Origin of the sequence: Streptomyces sp. NPDC026589 (assembly GCF_040638385.1) — a bacterium.
Classification (GTDB): domain Bacteria; phylum Actinomycetota; class Actinomycetes; order Streptomycetales; family Streptomycetaceae; genus Streptomyces.
On the sequence record NZ_JBEZYG010000035.1, the window covers coordinates 1 to 17,150 of the forward strand.

14 protein-coding genes are annotated in these 17,150 nt (G+C 71.0%); 4 read left to right on the forward strand and 10 right to left on the reverse strand.

The window, feature by feature from the left end:
- Positions 1-140 precede the first annotated feature (140 nt).
- From AB0F29_RS37600 to AB0F29_RS37615, 4 genes are read right to left on the reverse strand one after another with little or no spacing between them, the layout of a single operon-like run.
- A complete protein-coding gene (locus AB0F29_RS37600) occupies positions 141-806 on the reverse strand; it encodes a response regulator transcription factor (RefSeq protein WP_361882290.1) in 666 nt (221 codons plus the stop codon).
- Positions 803-2,131, reverse strand: a complete 1,329-nt coding sequence (locus AB0F29_RS37605) for a histidine kinase (RefSeq protein WP_361882293.1) — start codon at positions 2,129-2,131, stop codon at positions 803-805. Before AB0F29_RS37605 ends, AB0F29_RS37600 begins: the two co-directional genes overlap by 4 nt.
- A 19-nt stretch (positions 2,132-2,150) precedes the next feature.
- Positions 2,151-2,999, reverse strand: coding sequence for an ABC transporter permease (locus tag AB0F29_RS37610; protein ID WP_361882296.1), 849 nt, complete (start codon positions 2,997-2,999; stop codon positions 2,151-2,153).
- Positions 2,996-3,979, reverse strand: a complete 984-nt coding sequence (locus AB0F29_RS37615) for an ABC transporter ATP-binding protein (protein ID WP_361882298.1) — start codon at positions 3,977-3,979, stop codon at positions 2,996-2,998. Before AB0F29_RS37615 ends, AB0F29_RS37610 begins: the two co-directional genes overlap by 4 nt.
- A 183-nt stretch (positions 3,980-4,162) precedes the next feature.
- Between AB0F29_RS37615 and AB0F29_RS37620 the strand changes: the two genes are divergently transcribed.
- Positions 4,163-4,723, forward strand: coding sequence for a GNAT family N-acetyltransferase (locus AB0F29_RS37620; RefSeq protein WP_361882301.1), 561 nt, complete (start codon positions 4,163-4,165; stop codon positions 4,721-4,723).
- 79 nt (positions 4,724-4,802) lie between these two features.
- Here AB0F29_RS37620 and AB0F29_RS37625 read toward each other — a convergent pair whose 3' ends face one another.
- From AB0F29_RS37625 to AB0F29_RS37650, 6 genes are all read right to left on the reverse strand, one after another.
- Complete coding sequence (locus tag AB0F29_RS37625) at positions 4,803-6,434, reverse strand: type VI secretion protein (protein WP_361882304.1); 1,632 nt, start codon at positions 6,432-6,434, stop codon at positions 4,803-4,805.
- Position 6,435: 1 nt separating this feature from the next.
- Complete coding sequence (locus AB0F29_RS37630) at positions 6,436-7,854, reverse strand: ATP-binding protein (RefSeq protein WP_361882307.1); 1,419 nt, start codon at positions 7,852-7,854, stop codon at positions 6,436-6,438.
- Positions 7,855-7,911: 57 nt separating this feature from the next.
- Entirely contained in the window at positions 7,912-9,462 is a 1,551-nt protein-coding gene (locus AB0F29_RS37635) for an SCO6880 family protein (protein WP_018959916.1), read from the reverse strand.
- A complete protein-coding gene (locus tag AB0F29_RS37640; RefSeq protein ID WP_361882431.1) occupies positions 9,459-10,775 on the reverse strand; it encodes a hypothetical protein in 1,317 nt (438 codons plus the stop codon). The genes AB0F29_RS37635 and AB0F29_RS37640 overlap by 4 nt, the downstream gene beginning before the upstream one ends.
- Before the next feature lie 52 nt (positions 10,776-10,827).
- Positions 10,828-11,697, reverse strand: coding sequence for a hypothetical protein (locus AB0F29_RS37645; RefSeq protein WP_361882310.1), 870 nt, complete (start codon positions 11,695-11,697; stop codon positions 10,828-10,830).
- 180 nt (positions 11,698-11,877) lie between these two features.
- Entirely contained in the window at positions 11,878-12,186 is a 309-nt protein-coding gene (locus AB0F29_RS37650) for a hypothetical protein (RefSeq protein WP_003968086.1), read from the reverse strand.
- 595 nt (positions 12,187-12,781) lie between these two features.
- On the opposite strand from AB0F29_RS37650, the gene AB0F29_RS37655 reads away from it, so the two are divergent.
- The 3 genes from AB0F29_RS37655 (at position 12,782) to AB0F29_RS37665 (ending at position 16,915) form a co-directional block, all read left to right on the forward strand.
- Positions 12,782-15,187: an alpha/beta hydrolase gene (locus AB0F29_RS37655; RefSeq protein WP_361882313.1), complete on the forward strand. Its 2,406-nt coding sequence runs from the start codon at positions 12,782-12,784 to the stop codon at positions 15,185-15,187.
- Positions 15,184-15,768: a hypothetical protein gene (locus AB0F29_RS37660; RefSeq protein WP_361882316.1), complete on the forward strand. Its 585-nt coding sequence runs from the start codon at positions 15,184-15,186 to the stop codon at positions 15,766-15,768. Before AB0F29_RS37655 ends, AB0F29_RS37660 begins: the two co-directional genes overlap by 4 nt.
- Before the next feature lie 136 nt (positions 15,769-15,904).
- Positions 15,905-16,915, forward strand: coding sequence for a bifunctional lytic transglycosylase/C40 family peptidase (locus AB0F29_RS37665; RefSeq protein ID WP_361882319.1), 1,011 nt, complete (start codon positions 15,905-15,907; stop codon positions 16,913-16,915).
- Positions 16,916-17,150 lie beyond the last annotated feature (235 nt).

The following is a 17,150-nucleotide window of genomic DNA, read 5'->3' on the forward strand; positions in this document are numbered from 1 at the left end:
GTACTGCAGGGGGGACCCTGTGGGAGAGTAGGACGCCGCCGAACAATTTTTCCGGGAAAGCCCCGCACCTTTTGGTGCGGGGCTTTTCTGCGTTCCAGGACCTTTGAGGGGACGTTTCCGGACCCCTCCCCACGCACCCCCTACATCGGGGTGACGAGGCGGGTGTCGTAGGCCAGGATGACCGCCTGGACGCGGTCTCTCGCGCCGGTTTTGGCGAGGATGCGGGTCACGTGCGTCTTCACCGTGGATTCGGCGAGGTGGAGGCGGGCGGCGATCTCCGTGTTGGACCAGCCCTGGCCGATCACGGTGAGGATTTCCCGTTCCCGTTCCGTCAGCGCGGTGATGCGCGGGTCCGCCGCACCCGGCGCACCGGGTGTTACCGGGAGATGGTGGACGTAGGCGTCGAGGAGGCGGCGCGTCAGGGTCGGGGCGACCACCGCGTCGCCCGCGGCCACCGCGCGGACGCCGGCGAGGAGCTCCTCGGGCAGGGCGTCCTTGACCAGGAAGCCACTGGCTCCGGCGCGCAGACCGTCGTAGGCGTACTCGTCCAGGTCGAACGTCGTGACGATGAGGATGCGGGTCCTGGCTCCCGACGTGATGATGCGCCGGGTCGCCTCGATGCCGTCCAGGCCCGGCATGCGGATGTCCATCAGCACGACGTCCGGGTGGTGGCGGGTGACCAGGCCGACGGCCTCGGTGCCGTTGCCCGCCTCTCCGACGACCGTCATGTCGTCCTGGCTCTCCAGCAGCATGCGGAACCCGAAGCGCTGCATCGGCTGGTCGTCCGCGATGAGTACGGTCGTCACGGGTGCGTGTCCTCCAGGGGAAGGCGGAGCATTATCTGCCATCCGCCGTGGTTCGGCAGCGGGCCGGCCTCGACGGTGCCGTCGTAGAGCGCGGCGCGTTCCCGCATGCCCATGATGCCCTGGGCCGGCAGTGCGGCTTCCTCCGCGTCCGCGGTCGTGCCGGCTCCGGTGCCCGTATCGGTGATGCGGGCGGCGAGATGGGTGCGCGAGTAGGTGAGCGTGACCGTCGCGGACGTGGGCCGGGTGGCGTGCTTGAGGGTGTTGGTCAGTGCTTCCTGGACCACGCGGTACACGGTGAGTTGGCGGCCCGGGGTGAGTGACCGCGCGGGGGGTTCGCCGTGGAGTTCCAGGTGGACGGGGAGCCCCGCCCGGCGTACGCGTTCGATGAGGGGGGCCAGTTCGTCGAGCGTCGGCTGCGGGGCGCGTACGGCCTCGGGGTGGTCGTCGCGCAGGACGCCCAGGAGACGGCGCAGCTCGGACAGGGCCTGCCTGCTGGTGGCGCCGATGGCTTCCAGCGCCTGGCCCGCCCGTTCCGGGCTCTTCCGGGCCGCGTACGCGCCGCCGTCCGCCAGGCCCGTGATGACGGACAGGTTGTGGCCGATGATGTCGTGCATCTCCCGTGCGATGCGGGTGCGTTCGGCGGCGGCGGCGAGCCGGGCCTGCTGGTCGCGTTCGTGCTCCAGCCGGTGGGCCCGCTCGACCAGGGCCTCGGTGTACTCGCGACGCGTGCGTACCGCGATCCCCAGCAGGACGACGAAGACCAGGCCCCAGACGTACGAGACCACTTGCTGGCCCCAGGTGGAGGCGATGCGGACGCCGATGGCCAGGACCGGGGCGACGAACAGGGCAGCCGCGGCCCCGACCGTACGGAACGAGGAGCGCAGGACGATCTGGAACACCGGGATCAGCTGGAGGAGTGCGGCCTGGACCACGGCGCCCGTCCAGACGTTCAGCAGGGACGCCGGTGCCATCAGCAGCAGTACGGCCATGGGGTGCGTCCGGCGCCACAGCAGCGGCAGCGAGAAGCAGAGGCTCATCAGGAGCACCAGCGGTTCGGCTGCCGTCACGTCGTCGTCTGCGACGGTCCGCCAGCCGCCGGAGGTGTAGTCGAGCACCGCCGCCACGACCCAGAATCCGGTCACCGCCGCGTCCCAGACCCGTGGCCGGCGTCGGTCGAAGGCGCGGAGCCGGTCCAGGGCGTTGCGGATGATGCGGGTGAGAGGGGCCGTGCCGCCGGTGCCGGTGGTGGATCCGGTGAGCGGGGGTGGTGCTGGGGCGACGTCGGGGGCCGGGGGTGTGCCGGTGGTCGGGGGGTGGTCCGTCACCTGGTCGCTCCTCGTGCGGTCAGACGTCGCGGCGGTCGAGTGCCAGCGCTGCCGCGGCCAGTGTCGTGCCCGCCCACACGGACAGGGCGAGCAGGGCGGGGCCGGGGGAGATGGTGCCCGGGATGGGGGTGGCGGAGCCCAGGGCTCCCGCGGCCTGGGTGGGAAAGTACATGATGGCGCGCTCCACGGCGTCGTACGGGAGCATCCCGAGGATCTCCGGCAGGATCATGACCCCGCCGATGAACGCGCCTATCGCGCCCGGTACCGAGCGCAGCAGCGCGCCGAGGCCGAGGGCGAGCAGGCCCAGCAGGGTGAGCGCCGCCGCGTTCCCCGCCAGGGCGCGCACGATGCCCGGGTCGGTGAGCGAGGCGGCCTGGTCGGTGTCGTGGAGGAAGGCCTGGGCCGCCGCGAACGTGACCAGGGCCGTCGCGAACATGACCGTGAAGACGGTGGCGGCGAACACCGCGGGCTTGGCCCACAGGACGGGCAGCCGGGCGGGTACGGCGGTGAGCGAGGAGCGGATCATCCCGGTCGCGTACTCGCCGGCGGTCATCAGAATGCCGAGGACGACCAGGCACAACTGGCCGAGCATGCTGCCGTACAGGGTCAGGACGATCGTGTCGACGTCGGAGTCCCCGCCGCCGGAGGTGTACGTCCCGCCCATGATCAGGCCGACCCCCAGGACCATGACGACCGCGGAGACGACGGTGATCCATGTGGAGCGCAGCGTGTGGAGTTTGTGCCATTCCGAGCGCAGGATCCGGAGCGCGGTGATCCGGTACCGCGGTGACGGTGGTGATGGCGGTGGGCTCGGGCTCGGGCTCGGGCTCGGGGATGGCAGGGTGGGCTGGGTCGGGGTCGTGGTCATGCTGCTGCTCCGGTGAGAGGGGAGGAGGCGGGAGTCGCCGGTGTCCGCTGCTGCGGGCGGTGGTCCACCGATTCCTGGGTGAGGTCCATGAACGCCTGCTCCAGCGACACGGTCTGCGGCGTGAGTTCGTACAGCGTGATCGCGTGTGCGGCGGCCACGCCTCCGATGTGCGCGGCGTCCGCTCCTCGGATCCGGAGTTCGTGGCCCGGGGCGTCGGTGGTGGCGGCAGGGGTGGCAGGGGTGGCGGTGATGGTCACGCCCGGACCCGTCAGGTGGGCGCTCAGGTCGTCCGGCTGCGGGGTGACGACCTTGACGGACGCCCCGCCCGCCGAGCGGATCAGCTCGGCCACCGTGGTGTCGGCGAGGAGCCTGCCACGGCCGATGACGATCAGGTGGTCGGCGGTGAGGGCCATCTCGCTCATCAGGTGGGAGGAGACGAGGACCGTACGGCCTTCGGCGGCGAGGGAGGTGAGGAGGGTGCGGATCCACAGGACGCCTTCGGGGTCCAGTCCGTTGACCGGTTCGTCCAGGATGACGGTGGCGGGGTCGCCGAGGAGTGCGGCGGCGATGCCGAGCCGCTGGCCCATGCCGAGGGAGAAGCCCTTGACTCTCCGGTGGGCGGCGTCGGTCAGCCCGGCGAGGTCGATGACCTCCTCGACCCGGCGGCGCGGGATCCCGTGGGTGTGGGCGAGGGCCATCAGGTGGTTGAGGGCGGACCGGCCCGGGTGGACGGACCGGGCCTCCAGCAGCGCGCCGACCTGGGTGAGGGGTGCCGGGTGGGTGGCGTAGGAGCGGCCGTTGACGGTGGAGTGGCCGTGCGTGGGGGCGTCGAGGCCCAGGAGCATGCGCATCGTCGTGGATTTCCCGGCGCCGTTGGGGCCGAGGAAGCCGGTGACCGTGCCGGGGCGGACGGTGAAGTCGAGGTCCTGGACGACGGTTCTGTCGCCGTACCGCTTGGTGAGTCCGTGTGCCTTGATCATGCGGTCGACGCTACGGAGACGGCGCGGCACGGTCGTCCGACCGGGGGTTGGACGTGGGCGCGGCCCGTAGTACCGGGGTACGACGGGTGTGTGTGGGGGGCGAGGCTGGGGCGGTCGCGTTCCCGGTGGTGACGGTGGGGTTAGTCGGTTGAACGTCGGGCGGGCTGGGGTGAGGATCGGGGGATGGATTATGTGATGCGTGCGGTGCGGGCCGATGAATGGCCGCAGGTCAGACAGTTGCGGCTGGAGGCTCTGAAGGACCCGGTGGCCCCGGTGGCGTTCCTGGAGTCGTACGAGGAGTCCGTGGCGAAACCGGACGCCTTCTGGCAGGAGCGCGCCGCGGCCGCTGCCGAGGGCGGGGGCGATCGTGTCCGGCAGTTCGTCGCGGAGTCGCCCGAGGGGGTGTGGGTGGGTACGGTCACCGTGCTCGTCGAGAGCCCGGAGGACGATGTGCGCTTCGGGGAGGCCGCTGAGGTGGACCAGGCGCACCTGGTCGGGGTGTTCGTCCGGCCCGAGGTGCGGGGGGCCGGGGTGACGGACGCGCTGTTCCGGGAGGCCGTCGCGTGGGCCTGGTCGTTGTCCTCGCCGCGGCTGGAGCGGGTGCGCCTCTATGTGCACGAGAAGAACCCGCGGGCCGCCGCGTTCTACCGGCGGTTCGGATTCGTCCCCTCCGGGCAGCGGATTCCGGCCCCGGGCGGCCGGGGCGAGCTGGAGCTGGAGTACGTCCTCGGGCGCCTGGGGTAGCGGCGCTCCGGGGCCTTTCGTCCGGCCGGGGCTCCGCTGTCCTCCGTCCGGCTTTCGTCCGGCCGCGTACGGCTTTCGTCTAGACGGTGCCCGGGGCGGGGGCGTGCAGGCGGTCCTGCCAGCGGGCCCGTCCCTGTTCGCGGGAGCGGAGCAGCACGAGGGCGGGCATGCCCCGGTTCTGGCCGGTCGCGAGCAGCTCCGGGAGCTGGGGCAGGGGCGCCACGGCCGCGATGTCGTCGAGGACGAGCGTCATTGGTGGGTCGAGCCGACCGTCGGTTGACCGTGCGGCCATGCGGCGGCCGTGCTCGACCACGTCTGCGGCCAGCGCGGTGAGGAGGGGCATCGCGCCGGGGCGGGAGCGGGGATCCTCGATGGATTCGCCCACCAGATAGAGCGTTCCCCCTTCGTCCGCAAAAGATTCCAGCGCGAGGGAATCCGCTCGGTTCGCCGTGCAGGCCTCGCGGATGTGCACCGTGGACAGTGCGGCGAACGCCCGTACCGTCAGTTCCTGGGCCACTTCGCGGCGTTCGGGATAGGCGGTGAGGGCGGACTCCAGCAGCCCGGCGAGTCCGGACGCGGCCTTGGAGTGCGTACGGAGGAGGCGTACCGGTTCGTGGGCGCCGGAGCCGGAGGCCCAGCGGAGGACCTGGCGGAAGGGGCGGCCGTCCACCGCGGCGGCGTGCAGCCAGCACTGGAGGAGCGTCTGCGCGGTGTCGGCCACCGCCGCGTCGATCCGGGCCTGCGGGCGTACCGGGGCGAGCAGGGCGGCGGCGCGTGCGGCGGCGACGTCGGGGAGCTCGCAGCCCGTGGTGGGCGACCAGTGGAGGCGGGCGGGGGTGTCGCAGAGGTGGCCCGGGTCGTAGACGAGGACCGGGCCGAGCTTGGCGCGGGCGTCTTTCGTCTCGGCCCAGACGGTGGGGTCCGAGGTGACCACGAGGGCGGGGCCCTCGGCGTCGTGTACGGCCCGGACGACGGTGGGGCGCCGGGCCGGGGCGGGAGCGTAGACGAGGAGGGGGGTGCGGGGGGACGGGAGGGAGAGGGCGTGGGGGTGGTGGTGGGTGGGAGGGGCGTCGGAGGGGGCGATTCCGGGGGGCTCCTCGGAGGTCCCGGGGGGCCCGGGGGAGTTCAGAGGTCCGCTGGGGGCCTCGGAGGGAGTGGGCGTCTCTGTGGCCGCGGGTGTGCTCGCGGCGCCGGCGCCGGGGTGAGTGTGCGTCATCGCTGGTGCTGGTGCTGGTGCCGGTGTCTGGGGCTGGGTCGGGGGTGGGTTCTGTGCGGGGGGCTGCTTCTCCTGCGTGCCGAGGGCTCGTTCCTCGCGGTGCCGTTCCCGTACGGCACGACCACGGGCCACGACTCCTAGCGTGAACACCACGAGGACCACCAGCACCATCAGTTCGCCGATGAACAGGCCCCAGAACAGGCCGTACCCGGAGAGCTGGGCCGGGGGTGTCCCCGGCCAGGCCGCGGCGAGGTCCTGGGGGGCGGTGGCCAGTTCGCGCAGGGCGAGCGGGGACCGGGTGAACGTCACGCCGTCCGGCCAGGCCCCGTGGGCGAAGAGCCCGGCGAGGCCGGTGGCCGTCCAGCCGACCAGGGTGGCGGCGAAGAGGAGGCCCAGGAGGCCGATCAGCAGGCCGTCCGGGATGCCGCCGCCCTGGGGCCGGTCGTGTCCGTCGTGATGGGCCGGGCCACGGCCGCGTGCCGGCTGACGTGCCATGTCATGCCACCGTTGACTCTGACGACTCGTTCATCCGTGCTTGGTGCTCGATGCGGGCCGCCCGTTGTTCCGCCTCCAGCTCGGCGGCGCGGATGTCCTCGGGAAGCAGGTCGTCCGTCGATCCCTCGGTCATGGCGCGGTCGGTGAAGACCAGGGGGCGTTCGGCTTCGGTGATCAGGTGTTTGACGACCTGGACGTTGCCGTTGACGTCCCAGACGGCGATGCCGGGGGTGAGGGTCGGGATGATCTCGACGGCCCAGCGGGGCAGGCCGATGACCCGGCCGGTCGCTCGGGCCTCATCCGATTTCTGGGCGTAGATCGTGCGGGTGGAGGCCATCTTGAGGATGGCCGCCGCTTCCTTCGCCGCGGCTCCGTCCACCACGTCGCTGAGGTGGTGGACGACGGCGACGAAGGAGAGGCCCAGGCGGCGTCCGAACTTCAGGAGGCGCTGGAAGAGCTGCGCGACGAAGGGGGAGTTGATGATGTGCCACGCCTCCTCGACCAGGAAGATGCGCTTCTTCCGGTCGGGCCTGATCCAGGTGTGCTCCAGCCAGACGCCGACGATCGCCATCAGGATCGGCATCGCGATCGAGTTGCGGTCGATGTGCGAGAGGTCGAAGACGATGAGGGGCGCGTCGAGGTCGATGCCGACGCTCGTGGGGCCGTCGAACATGCCGCGCAGGTCACCGTCGACCAGGCGGTCCAGGACGAGGGCGACGTCCAGGCCCCAGGCCCGTACATCGTCTATGTCGACGTTCATCGCCTCGGCGGACTCGGGTTCCGGGTGGCGCAGCTGCTCCACGATGTCCATCAGGACGGGCTGGCGGTCGGTGTTGGTCGCGGTGACGTAGGCGTGGGCGACCTTCAGGGCGAAGCCGGAACGCTCGTCGAGGCCGTGGCCCATCGCTACTTCGATGATCGTACGGAGCAGGGCGAGCTGGCCGGTGGTGGTGATGGAGGGGTCGAGGGGGTTGAGCCGGATGCCGCCGTTGAGGGCTGCGGTGGGGTCCAGGCGGATGGGGGTTATGCCCAGCTCCTGGGCGATGAGGTTCCATTCGCCGACGCCGTCCTCGCCCTGGGCGTCGAGGACGACGACCTGGCGGTCACGGAAGCGGAGCTGGCGCAGGACGTAGGTCTTCTCCAGCGCCGACTTGCCGTTGCCGGACTCGCCGAGGACGAGCCAGTGGGGGGCGGGGAGCTGTTGCCCGTACAGCTGGAAGGGGTCGTAGATGTAGCCCTTGCCGCTGTAGACCTCGCGGCCGATGATCACGCCGGAGTCGCCGAGGCCGGGGGCGGCGGTGGGGAGGTAGACGGCCTGGGCCTGGCCCGTCGACGTACGGACGGGGAGGCGGGTCGTCTCCACCTTGCCGAAGAGGAAGGAGGTGAAGGCATCCGACAATGCGGACAGGGGGTCTCGCATGGTGGGGGTGCCCTCTCTTGTCGCGGTTCGGTTCGGTGTGCTCTGGGGGTGGCCGCGTCAGCGGCGGATGCCGGTGGCGAACGGGAGGGTGTTCACGAAGGCCCGGTGGTGCTCGCGGTCGCACCACTCCAGCTTGAGATACGACTTGCCCGCCGAGGCGCGGATGGTGCGCTTGTCGCGGGCGAGGGCCTCGGGTGAGCGGGACGACACCGTGATGTACCCCACCAGGTTCACTCCGGCCGCACCGCTGGCGAGATCTTCACCCCGCTGGTCGAGCCGGCCGTGGGCGGCGATGTCGCGGGGGTCGACGGTGCGGTTCATCTTGGCCTGGCGGCTGGCCTCGGCGTCGTCGTTGGTCTTCTCGGTCAGCATGCGTTCGATGGCCACCTCGGTGGGTTCGAGGTCCATGCAGACGGCGACCGTACGGATGACGTCGGGGGTGTGGACGAGGAGCGGGGCGAGGAAGTTGACGCCGACGGGGGTCATCGGCCATTCCTTCACCCAGGCCGTGGCGTGGCACCAGGGGGCGCGGGTGGTGGACTCGCGGGTCTTGGCCTGGAGGAACGTCGGCTCGACCGCGTCCAGTTCGGCGGGCCAGGCGTTGCGCTTGGTCATGGCCTGGATGTGGTCGATGGGGTGGTCGGGGTCGTACATGGAGTGCACGAGGGAGGCCAGGCGGCTCTGGCCGAGCGGCTGGCGTACCCGGATGTCGGCCTCGGCGAGGCGGGCGCAGATGTCGGTGAGCTCGCGGGCCATGACGACGGCGAGGCCGGCGTCGCGGTCGAGCTTGCGGCCGCCGTGGGGGCGGGCGGCGCGGGCCATGGCGTTGGCCTCGGCGGCCAGTTCGCGGCTGTAGTGCATACAGGCGACGAGGTAGGCGCGGTGCTGCTCGCTGGAGGTGGAGACCATGGACTGGAGCTGGTCGTAGGACTCCTGGAGCCAGCCCGGGGACGCCTTGTCGCCGCGCTGGGCGACGTCCTTGGCGTGGGCGTCGGGGTCGGCGGGGAGGGTGCGGGCGAGCATCTGGAGGCGGGTGACGAAGCCGTCGCCGTTGGCCACGTGCTTGAGGAGGGTGCCGAAGCGGTCGACGAGGGCTTCCTGGTCCTCGCTGTCACGGAGGCCGACGCCGGGGCCCTCGATCTCGATGGCGGCGGTCACGGTGCGGCGGTCGGCGTGGAGGAGCACGGCGATCTCGTCGGGGCCGAAGGGGGCGGCGAGCCAGCTGATCCGGCCGATGCCGGGGGGCGGTCCGATCTCGACCTCACGGCCGTCGGAGCTGACGCCCGCTTCCATGGCGGTGGAGCGGTAGGCGGTGCCGCGGCGCAGGGAGCGTTTGAAGCTGCGGTTGATCTCGAACCATTTGTAGAAGGTGCGGCCCTTGTACGGGACGTACACGATGGCGAGGGCCAGCATCGGGAAGCCGACGAGGCAGACGATGCGGAGGGAGAGGACGGGGACGAGGAGTCCGCTCATCATGCCGAGGAACGCGCCGGCGATGATGAGGGCGATCTCGCCGGTCTCGCGGTTCTTGCCGACGATCGCGTTCGGCCGGGCGCGGCCGATGAGATACGTGCGGCGGGGCGTCATCGTGTGGGACTGGGTGGTCAACGCCCTCCACCTCCTGTGTTCGAGTTACCTGTGGTGCCGAAGCCGCCTCCGCCTCGGGAGGAGCGGCTGCTGTGAGGGGTTCCGGAGGTGGGTGCGGACCCGCTGCGGGGCGAGGGGGCGGCGCCGCCTCCGCCGGTGGTGCGGGAGCTGTGGGCGGCGACGCCGCCGCTGGCCGGGTTGGCGGGGCGGGCGCCTCCGCCTCCGCCGCTGTTCTGGTCGTTGCGGCCGCTGTGGGTCTTGATGCCCTGGGAGACGAGGGCGGCCGGGGAGCTGATCATGGCGGCGGCCTGGGAGCCGTCGGTGGCCTGCTTGCGGTTGGTGCGGGCGCCCTGGATCTCGTCGCCGAAGCCGGGGACGAATCGGTAGATCATGGCGGAGGCGAAGATGGCCAGCAGGATGATGGAGAGGCCGGAGACGACGGCGGAGAAGGCGTCGGGGCCGTCGCCCGTGGAGAGTGCTCCGGCGAGGCCGAGGACGATGACGATGACCGGTTTGACCATGATCACCGCGATCATGATGCCGGCCCAGCGGCGGACGTGGCCCCACATGTTCTTGTCGACGAGACCGGCGTAGACGACGATCCCGAGGAGCGCGCCGACGTAGAGCAGGGCGGCGCGGATGACGAGTTCCAGCCACAGGATGCCGGCGGCGAGGATCGAGACGAGCGAGACGACGATCAGCATGATCGGTCCGCCGCCGATGTCCTCGCCCTTCTTGAGGGCTTCGGCGAACGAGCCGAAGAAGACGTCGGTCTGGCCGCCGGTGGCGGAGGAGATGACCTCGGTGACGCCGTCGGTGGCGGAGACGATCGTGTAGAGGATCAGCGGGGTGAAGGCCGAGGCGAGGACGGTGAGCCAGAGGAAGCCGACGGCCTCGGAGATCGCGGTGGTGAGGGGGACGCCGCGGATGGCCCGCTTGGCCACGGCGAGGAGCCAGAGGACGAGGGTGAGGATGGTGGAGGCCGCGAAGATGACGGCGTACTGCTGGAGGAACTTGGGGTTGGTGAAGTCGACGTTGGCCGTGGACTCGACGGCCTCGCTGAGCTTGCCGACGATCCAGGAGGCGGCGTCGGCGCAGCCTCGGGCCAGGGAGGAGAGGGGGTCGAGGGACTCCGTCGGGTCGGGAGACCCCGGGACGCTGCTGGGAGCGCTGTCGCCGTCGCCTTCCTCGCAGAACTTCTTCACCTCGCCGAACAGCAGGCTGCAGTCGTTGCTGGGGCTCGGTGAAGGCGTCGGGGTGGGGGTCGGCTCCGCGGCCGCGCGTCCGGCGAACGTCAGCGCGACGGCTTGCAGTCCGATCAGCGTGGTGGCCACCGAACGGAAGCGGTGCTGGGGACCACGGCGCTGGGGACCACGGCGCTTGGGGCTACCTGGCATAAGTGAAGCCTCCGTACTCCTCGACGGCCTTGCTGATCGCGTCCGACCGGGAAGCCGCGACATCACCGGGAACCGGCGCCGGGCCGTCGCTCTCGGACGCTCCCGTCACCTTCCAGTCACCGTCCAACCACGACAACTGAGCCGTCCACGTCTTCCAGGTGGTGCTGACGGGCTTGGTGGAGTCCTGACCGGACATGCCGATGAGCCCCGTGTACCAGACAGCTACCTTTGCGGTGTCGTCGTCGAACGCGAGCACCTTCGTGCCCACGGGAACCGTTCTCGAGATGAAGGTGCTGCCCTGCGGGGCATTGCCGTCGGGGTCGAGACCGAGGCGCGCGAGGAACTCGGCTGAGTAGGCCAGGTCCTGAGGTGCTCTGAGTTTCTCCGCCGCCGCGGGCGAGTAGACGGTGTCGAGGATCTGGTGGCGGCTCCCCTTCGTGAACATCTCCGCGGACCCCAGCGCCACCGCGTAGTTCGCCGCGGCGCTCTGCGCCCCCTGTTCGTCGCGGGCGAAGCCGGAGGCGATCGTGCCGTTCTTGCCCTCGACGGGCTTCGTGCCGGTGGCCGCGGTGGGGGTGCTTCCCGCGGCCCCGGGCTTCTTGGCGTCCGGGGCGGCGTCCTTGTCGCTGCCACCGCCGCGGTTGGCGAAGGCGATGGCAGCGATGAGGAGGACCACGACACCGGTGATCGTCACGAGGGAGCGGGAGTTGCGGACCGGGCGGCGCGCGTGAGGAAGCCCGGCGTCGCCGTCGGGGAGACGGGTGCGGGTCTGACGCGTGCCGCCGAGGGTGCTGTACGGGTCGTCCGGGCGCCCCCCCTGGTCCTTGCCGCGGTAGTCGTGCTCGTCACCGGGACTCATGCCGCGTTCGCTCCCTCGGTCGTGTGCGGATCCGCGCAGGACGACGGTAGCTGTGCTGGTTGCCGCTTGAGCGCGGTGTGGTGACTCGACATCAGGGAAACGCGACCTCAGCCGGTGGGCACGACGGGCGGATGGTGGGGAGCGGGCTGGGGCGGCCCGGCGGAGCTGGCCGGCGGAGGGTCAGACGGCCATTCCATAGACGATGGTGAACAGGGTGCCCAGGGAACCGATGATGAAGACCCCTGTCAGTCCTGCCACGATCAGGCCCTTGCCCTGCTCCGCGCTGAACGTGTCGCGGAGTGCCGTCGCCCCGATGCGCTGCTTCGCCGCGCCCCAGATCGCGATGCCGAGGCAGAGCAGAATGGCAATGGCCATCACCACCTCGATCATGATGCGCGCCTCGTTGCCCAGCGTCCCGAACGGCCCCCAGTCCGGAGCGATTCCGCCGATGATGGTGGTGATGTCGCCCTTCTCTGCTGCCAGGATCATGTAAGTCACCGCCCCTGTTGGGTAGTTCGCTGCCCGTGCCGTTCGGCACGGGTCGCCTTCTATCTTCGCTGATGAAACCGCGCTCGCACGACGCCTTCCCGGGTCTCTTTACCCGGATCTCGCACGTTTGACCGGGGTGGTCGCCCTGACCTGCGGCTCGTCCGGCTCTTCACGTATACACCTGGTTACTCTGTGTATCACGGGGTGTGACCAGGAGCAACGATGATGGCCATGGGTTCCTGACGCGGTTGCAGCGTTCGCGGGGCACGGCGTGTTCGTATGCGCCGTTCGAGAGCCGTCGGTGCGCCGGTCGGCTGCCTGTTCGATGCTTCGTCAAAGGGTGCCGCGGCCGACGCGGCGGCGGATCGGGGCAAGTTGGCCCAACTGGGCCGGTGAGTGCGGGCTTTGAGCCCTGTATTGGGTCCTGGGGCCCATGTCGTGCCCCCTGCCCGTGTGGTCGCATACGCGGAGTGACTGATCTGTCGCCCGTTCCGCCCACTCACGAGGTAGGGGACTGCTCTTGTCCGGCATACGAAGAAGCGCGGTCCCTGTTGGCGTCGATGTAAGCGCTGCCGTCGCGGATTCGGGGCGGTTGATGCCCCGGTCGTTGCAGGCGGTGCTGATCCTGCTTCACGTTCTCTTCGTGGCCACCCTGGTCGGCGCGGTCAAGGCCCTGTCGACGGCGTCCTCGGTGGACGCGGTGGACGGGTACCTCCTCGGGCTGTTGCTCTACGCGTCGTTACCCGGCATCGGCGCCTTCGTGCTGTCGCTGTACGTCCGCAAGGGCGGGGTTCGGGTCTGGTACGGGCTTCTCGCCGTTCAGGCGTGGATCGTCCTCGGCGCCCTCGCGGAGCTGAGTGGCGGGGCCGGGGCGGGGGGTGTCGCCCGGCTGGTGATACCGACGGCCGCCATCGTGCTGCTGTGCCGGCCGGGGAGCCGTCGATGGTTCCGGAGCGGTCCGGAGCAGCGGGCCGAGCAACGGCTGTTCAGCTTCGCCCGGATGATGAAGCTCCGCCGCGACGCCGGGCAGACCGCGCTGGAGTATCTGGGCCTCGTCCTCGTCGTCGTCGCGCTCGTCGGCGGGCTGACGGCCACCGGAACCGGCAGGCAGCTCACCGCGGAGATCCGTAGCGCGATCTGCGAGCTCACCGGTGGCTCGTGCCCGGCCCCGGGGCATGACGTCGTGGCCGGCGGAGGTAGCGCCGACGGCAGCGGGAGCGGCGACAGCGGCGGTCCCGAGGGTGCTCCTCCGGGTGCCGGTACGGACGGCGGTGCTGGAGCCGACGGCGGCGGTGGTGGTGGTGACGAGTCCAGTCTTACCGGCGGTACCGGGGGTACCTCCGGTGGCACCCGTGACACCGGAGGTACCGCGACCACCGGAAGCACGGGCGGCACTGACGGCGCTCGTGGCACTGGTGGTACTGGCGGAGACAGCGGCGGCACCGCCGGGAGCGGCGGCGGCTCCGGTGACACCCTTGGCTCCGGTGACACGTCAGGTCCCGAAGGGGGCGACCAGGGCGGCGGCGCCTTCCCCCCGAGCGAGGCCATCGTGCCGGTCGACGCGGGTAGACCCGCGGGCCCCGACGGCGGCGGGTTCCTCGACGGGTTCCTCGGGGACGGGCTGGGCGGCGACGTGCAAGGGGTCGTCGACGCGGTCCTGCGGCCGGGCGAGAGCGGTCGGCGCATCGTCGACCAGTGGGGGCGCGACACCCGGGGCGCGGGCGAGAAGTGGGATCGGGGCGACTACGTCGGCGCCGCCTGGGACTGGAACAAGGCGGTCGGCGGCGCCGGCGCCGGGCTGGCGATACCAGGCTCGGGGGCGCGGGTCGACGCCGAGGTGCGGGACGCCGAGCGCGCGCACCTGAGCGGGCGGATGCCGCAGAACGCCACGCCCGCCGGGAACAAGGCCTGGTGGGACGGGCTCTCGCCGGAGGAGCGCGATCGGTACGTCGAGCTGGTCCCGGAGCGGATCGGCAATCTCGACGGCATCCCGGTCCTCGCGCGCGACGCCGCCAACCGCAGGAACCTTCCCGCGCTCATCGACAAGCTGGAGGGCGTCGACACCGACAAGGCCCGTGACCAGCTGGCCGGGCTGCGGGAGATCGAGCGGCAGCTCCAGGAGGACGGGAAGCCGCCCATGTACCTCATCGGGATCGGGGACGAGGGCAACGGGCGGGCCATCGTCTCGTTCGGCAATCCCGACGCCTCCCAGAACGTGTCGGCGTACGTACCGGGACTCAACACCTCGCTCGACGAGGAGTTCGCCAAGAACGACCTCGGGCGGGCCCGGGACACCGCGATCGGGGCGCAGGGGTACGACGACTCCACGGCGTCCATCGTCTGGCTCGGGTACGACGCGCCACAGCTGCCGGACAAGGACGGGGCGGCGGGCTACTTCGCCGTCATGGGCACGGGGCGCGCGGAGAAAGGCGGGGCGGCCTACCGCGACTTCATGGGCGGGATCTCCGTGACCAACCAGAGCAAGGACCCGCACATGACGGCCATCGGGCACTCCTACGGGTCCCGGACCGTGGGCGCCGCGGCGGCCGGGCCCGGCGGGATTCCCGGGGTCGACGACATCATCCTGGTCGGCAGTCCGGGGGTCGGCGTCGACCACGCCGTGGACCTCGGCGTCGGCAGCGAGCACGTCTTCGTGGGCGCCGCCGCCAACGACCCGGTGACCAAGCTGCCCTCGAAGACCCAGGTGGTGGTGGGCGGCATCGGGCTGGCCCTGGGCGGCCCCGGTGGGGCCTATCTGGGCGGCGATCTGGCCGATCCGGGTGACGACGACCTGTGGTTCGGGAAGGATCCGGCGAGCAAGGCGTTCGGGGCGCGGCGCTTCCCGGTGGCCGACGGTCCGCCGCTCGTCAGCGGGAGCGGTATCAGTCTGGACTCGCACTCGAACTACTTCAGCCCGGAACGCGACGCCGTGTCCGCGGACAGCATCGCCCTGATCGTGTCGGGCAACGCCGACCGGCTCAAGATGGAGGAACCGAAGTGAGTCGAGCGAAGCGGGCTCTGCATCTCGGCGCGATCGTCCTTGCCCTGGGGGTGGTGCTGTCCGGGTGCGGCAGTGAGGACACAAGCGCGCGCGACGGCGGCGTGAGCACCGGAAAGGAGCGCGGGATGGACATGCAGGAGGCTGCCGAGCAGTCCGACGCGATGCTGGACGCCGTCCTGAAGGGCATCGACCCCGATGTGCGGTGGGCGCACGGGCCGACCACCACCCGCGCCTGCGGTGTGACCCGCCGGCGGGCCGTCATGACGGTCGTCTCCCCCGAACGCCGTCAGACGTTCCTGGACCGTGCGGAGACGTTCTGGCGGAAGAACGACTACCGGATCAAGGCGGTCAACAAGGACGAGAAGTTCCCGGCGGTCTACGCGGTCACGAAGAGCGGGTTCGGTGTCAGCGTCTCCTTCCGGGGGAAGGGGCAGGCCTTCCTGGAGGCCGACAGCCCGTGCGTGGAGGAGTCCGAGGTCGCCGCTCCCACCGCCGAGCCGAACGGTCCGGCGTACGAGGACGTCTATCCGCTGCCCCGGCCCGACGTCCGCTCCGACTTCTGGTCGGGTGCGGGCGGCTGAGGCCGCGTCACCCCTGGTGCCGGTGAGCCGTCGGCGCCCCCGTGTGCTTCGGGTGCGCCGGTGGTGTGCCGCGGATGACTCGTACACACCGTCGAAAACTGCTCTGAAGCGCGCCCCGATGGGGGATGGTTGAGGGGTGCGGAAATTCTGGGTGTTCGGTGGCATCGGCGTCGGCATGGTCATGTGCTTCCTGGCGCTGCTCGTCGTCGGTACGTACTCCGCCGCCGCCGGGCTCGCCGGGTCGGGGGGCGGCGGTGCCGTCGCGCTGGCCAAGGGGGCGGTCCCGGCGCGGTTCCAGCCGCTGGTGCAGAAGTGGGGCAACCTCTGCCCCGCCATCAACCCGGCGCTGCTGGCCGCGCAGTTGTACCAGGAGAGCGGCTGGAACCCACAGGCGCAGAGCCACGCCGCCGCGCAGGGCATCGCCCAGTTCATCCCCGGTACGTGGGCCACGCACGGGATCGACGGCAACGGCGACGGCAGGCGGGACGTGTGGGACCCCGCCGACGCGATTCCCTCGGCCGCCTCGTACGACTGCGAGCTCGCCGGGTACGTGAAGAAGGTGCCGGGCGACCCGACGAGCAACATGCTCGCCGCGTACAACGCCGGCGCCTACGCGGTGATCAAGTACGGCGGCGTCCCGCCGTACAAGGAGACGCAGAACTACGTCAGGATCATCCGCTCGCTGGAGAAGAGCTTCGCCCGGCCCGTCGGCCGTGTCGCGCCCTCCCGGCAGGCCGCCGGGGCCATCTACTTCGCACAGAAGCGGCTCGGCACGCCGTATCTGTGGGGCGGCAACGGTACGCCGGAGCAGCAGGGCCGGTTCGACTGTTCGGGGCTGACCCAGGCGGCGTACCGGACCGTCGGCATCGAGCTGCCGCGCGTCGCCAACGACCAGTACAACGCGGGCCCGCATCCCTCGCGGGACGAGCTGCTCCCGGGGGATCTGGTGTTCTTCTCCGACGACCTCACCAACTCGCGTGCGATCCGGCACGTCGGGATGTACGTCGGGGGCGGCTATATGATCAACGCGCCGTTCACCGGGTCGGTCATCCGATTCGACAAGATCGATACACCGGACTACTTCGGTGCGACACGGGTCACCAAGGACGGCGCCGCCGCCCTTCCGACGGATCTGCCCACAGGGTGACGGATGTCTCCCGGATGGCTCCCGCACACCTCCCGGCTGCTCCCGGCTGCTCCCGGTGGTTTCCGGCGTCGCCCGTACGGGCGTGCCGTACGGGGCTTCCGGAGCGGCCAGGGGTGCTGACGGGCAGTCGGCCGTGGCCGGAACTCTCTGTGAAGCCTGGGCCCTGAGCTGCGATGACGAGTCACTCTTCGATAACGTCATGGTGATCATTCGGTGGAGAGCGGAACGCACACGA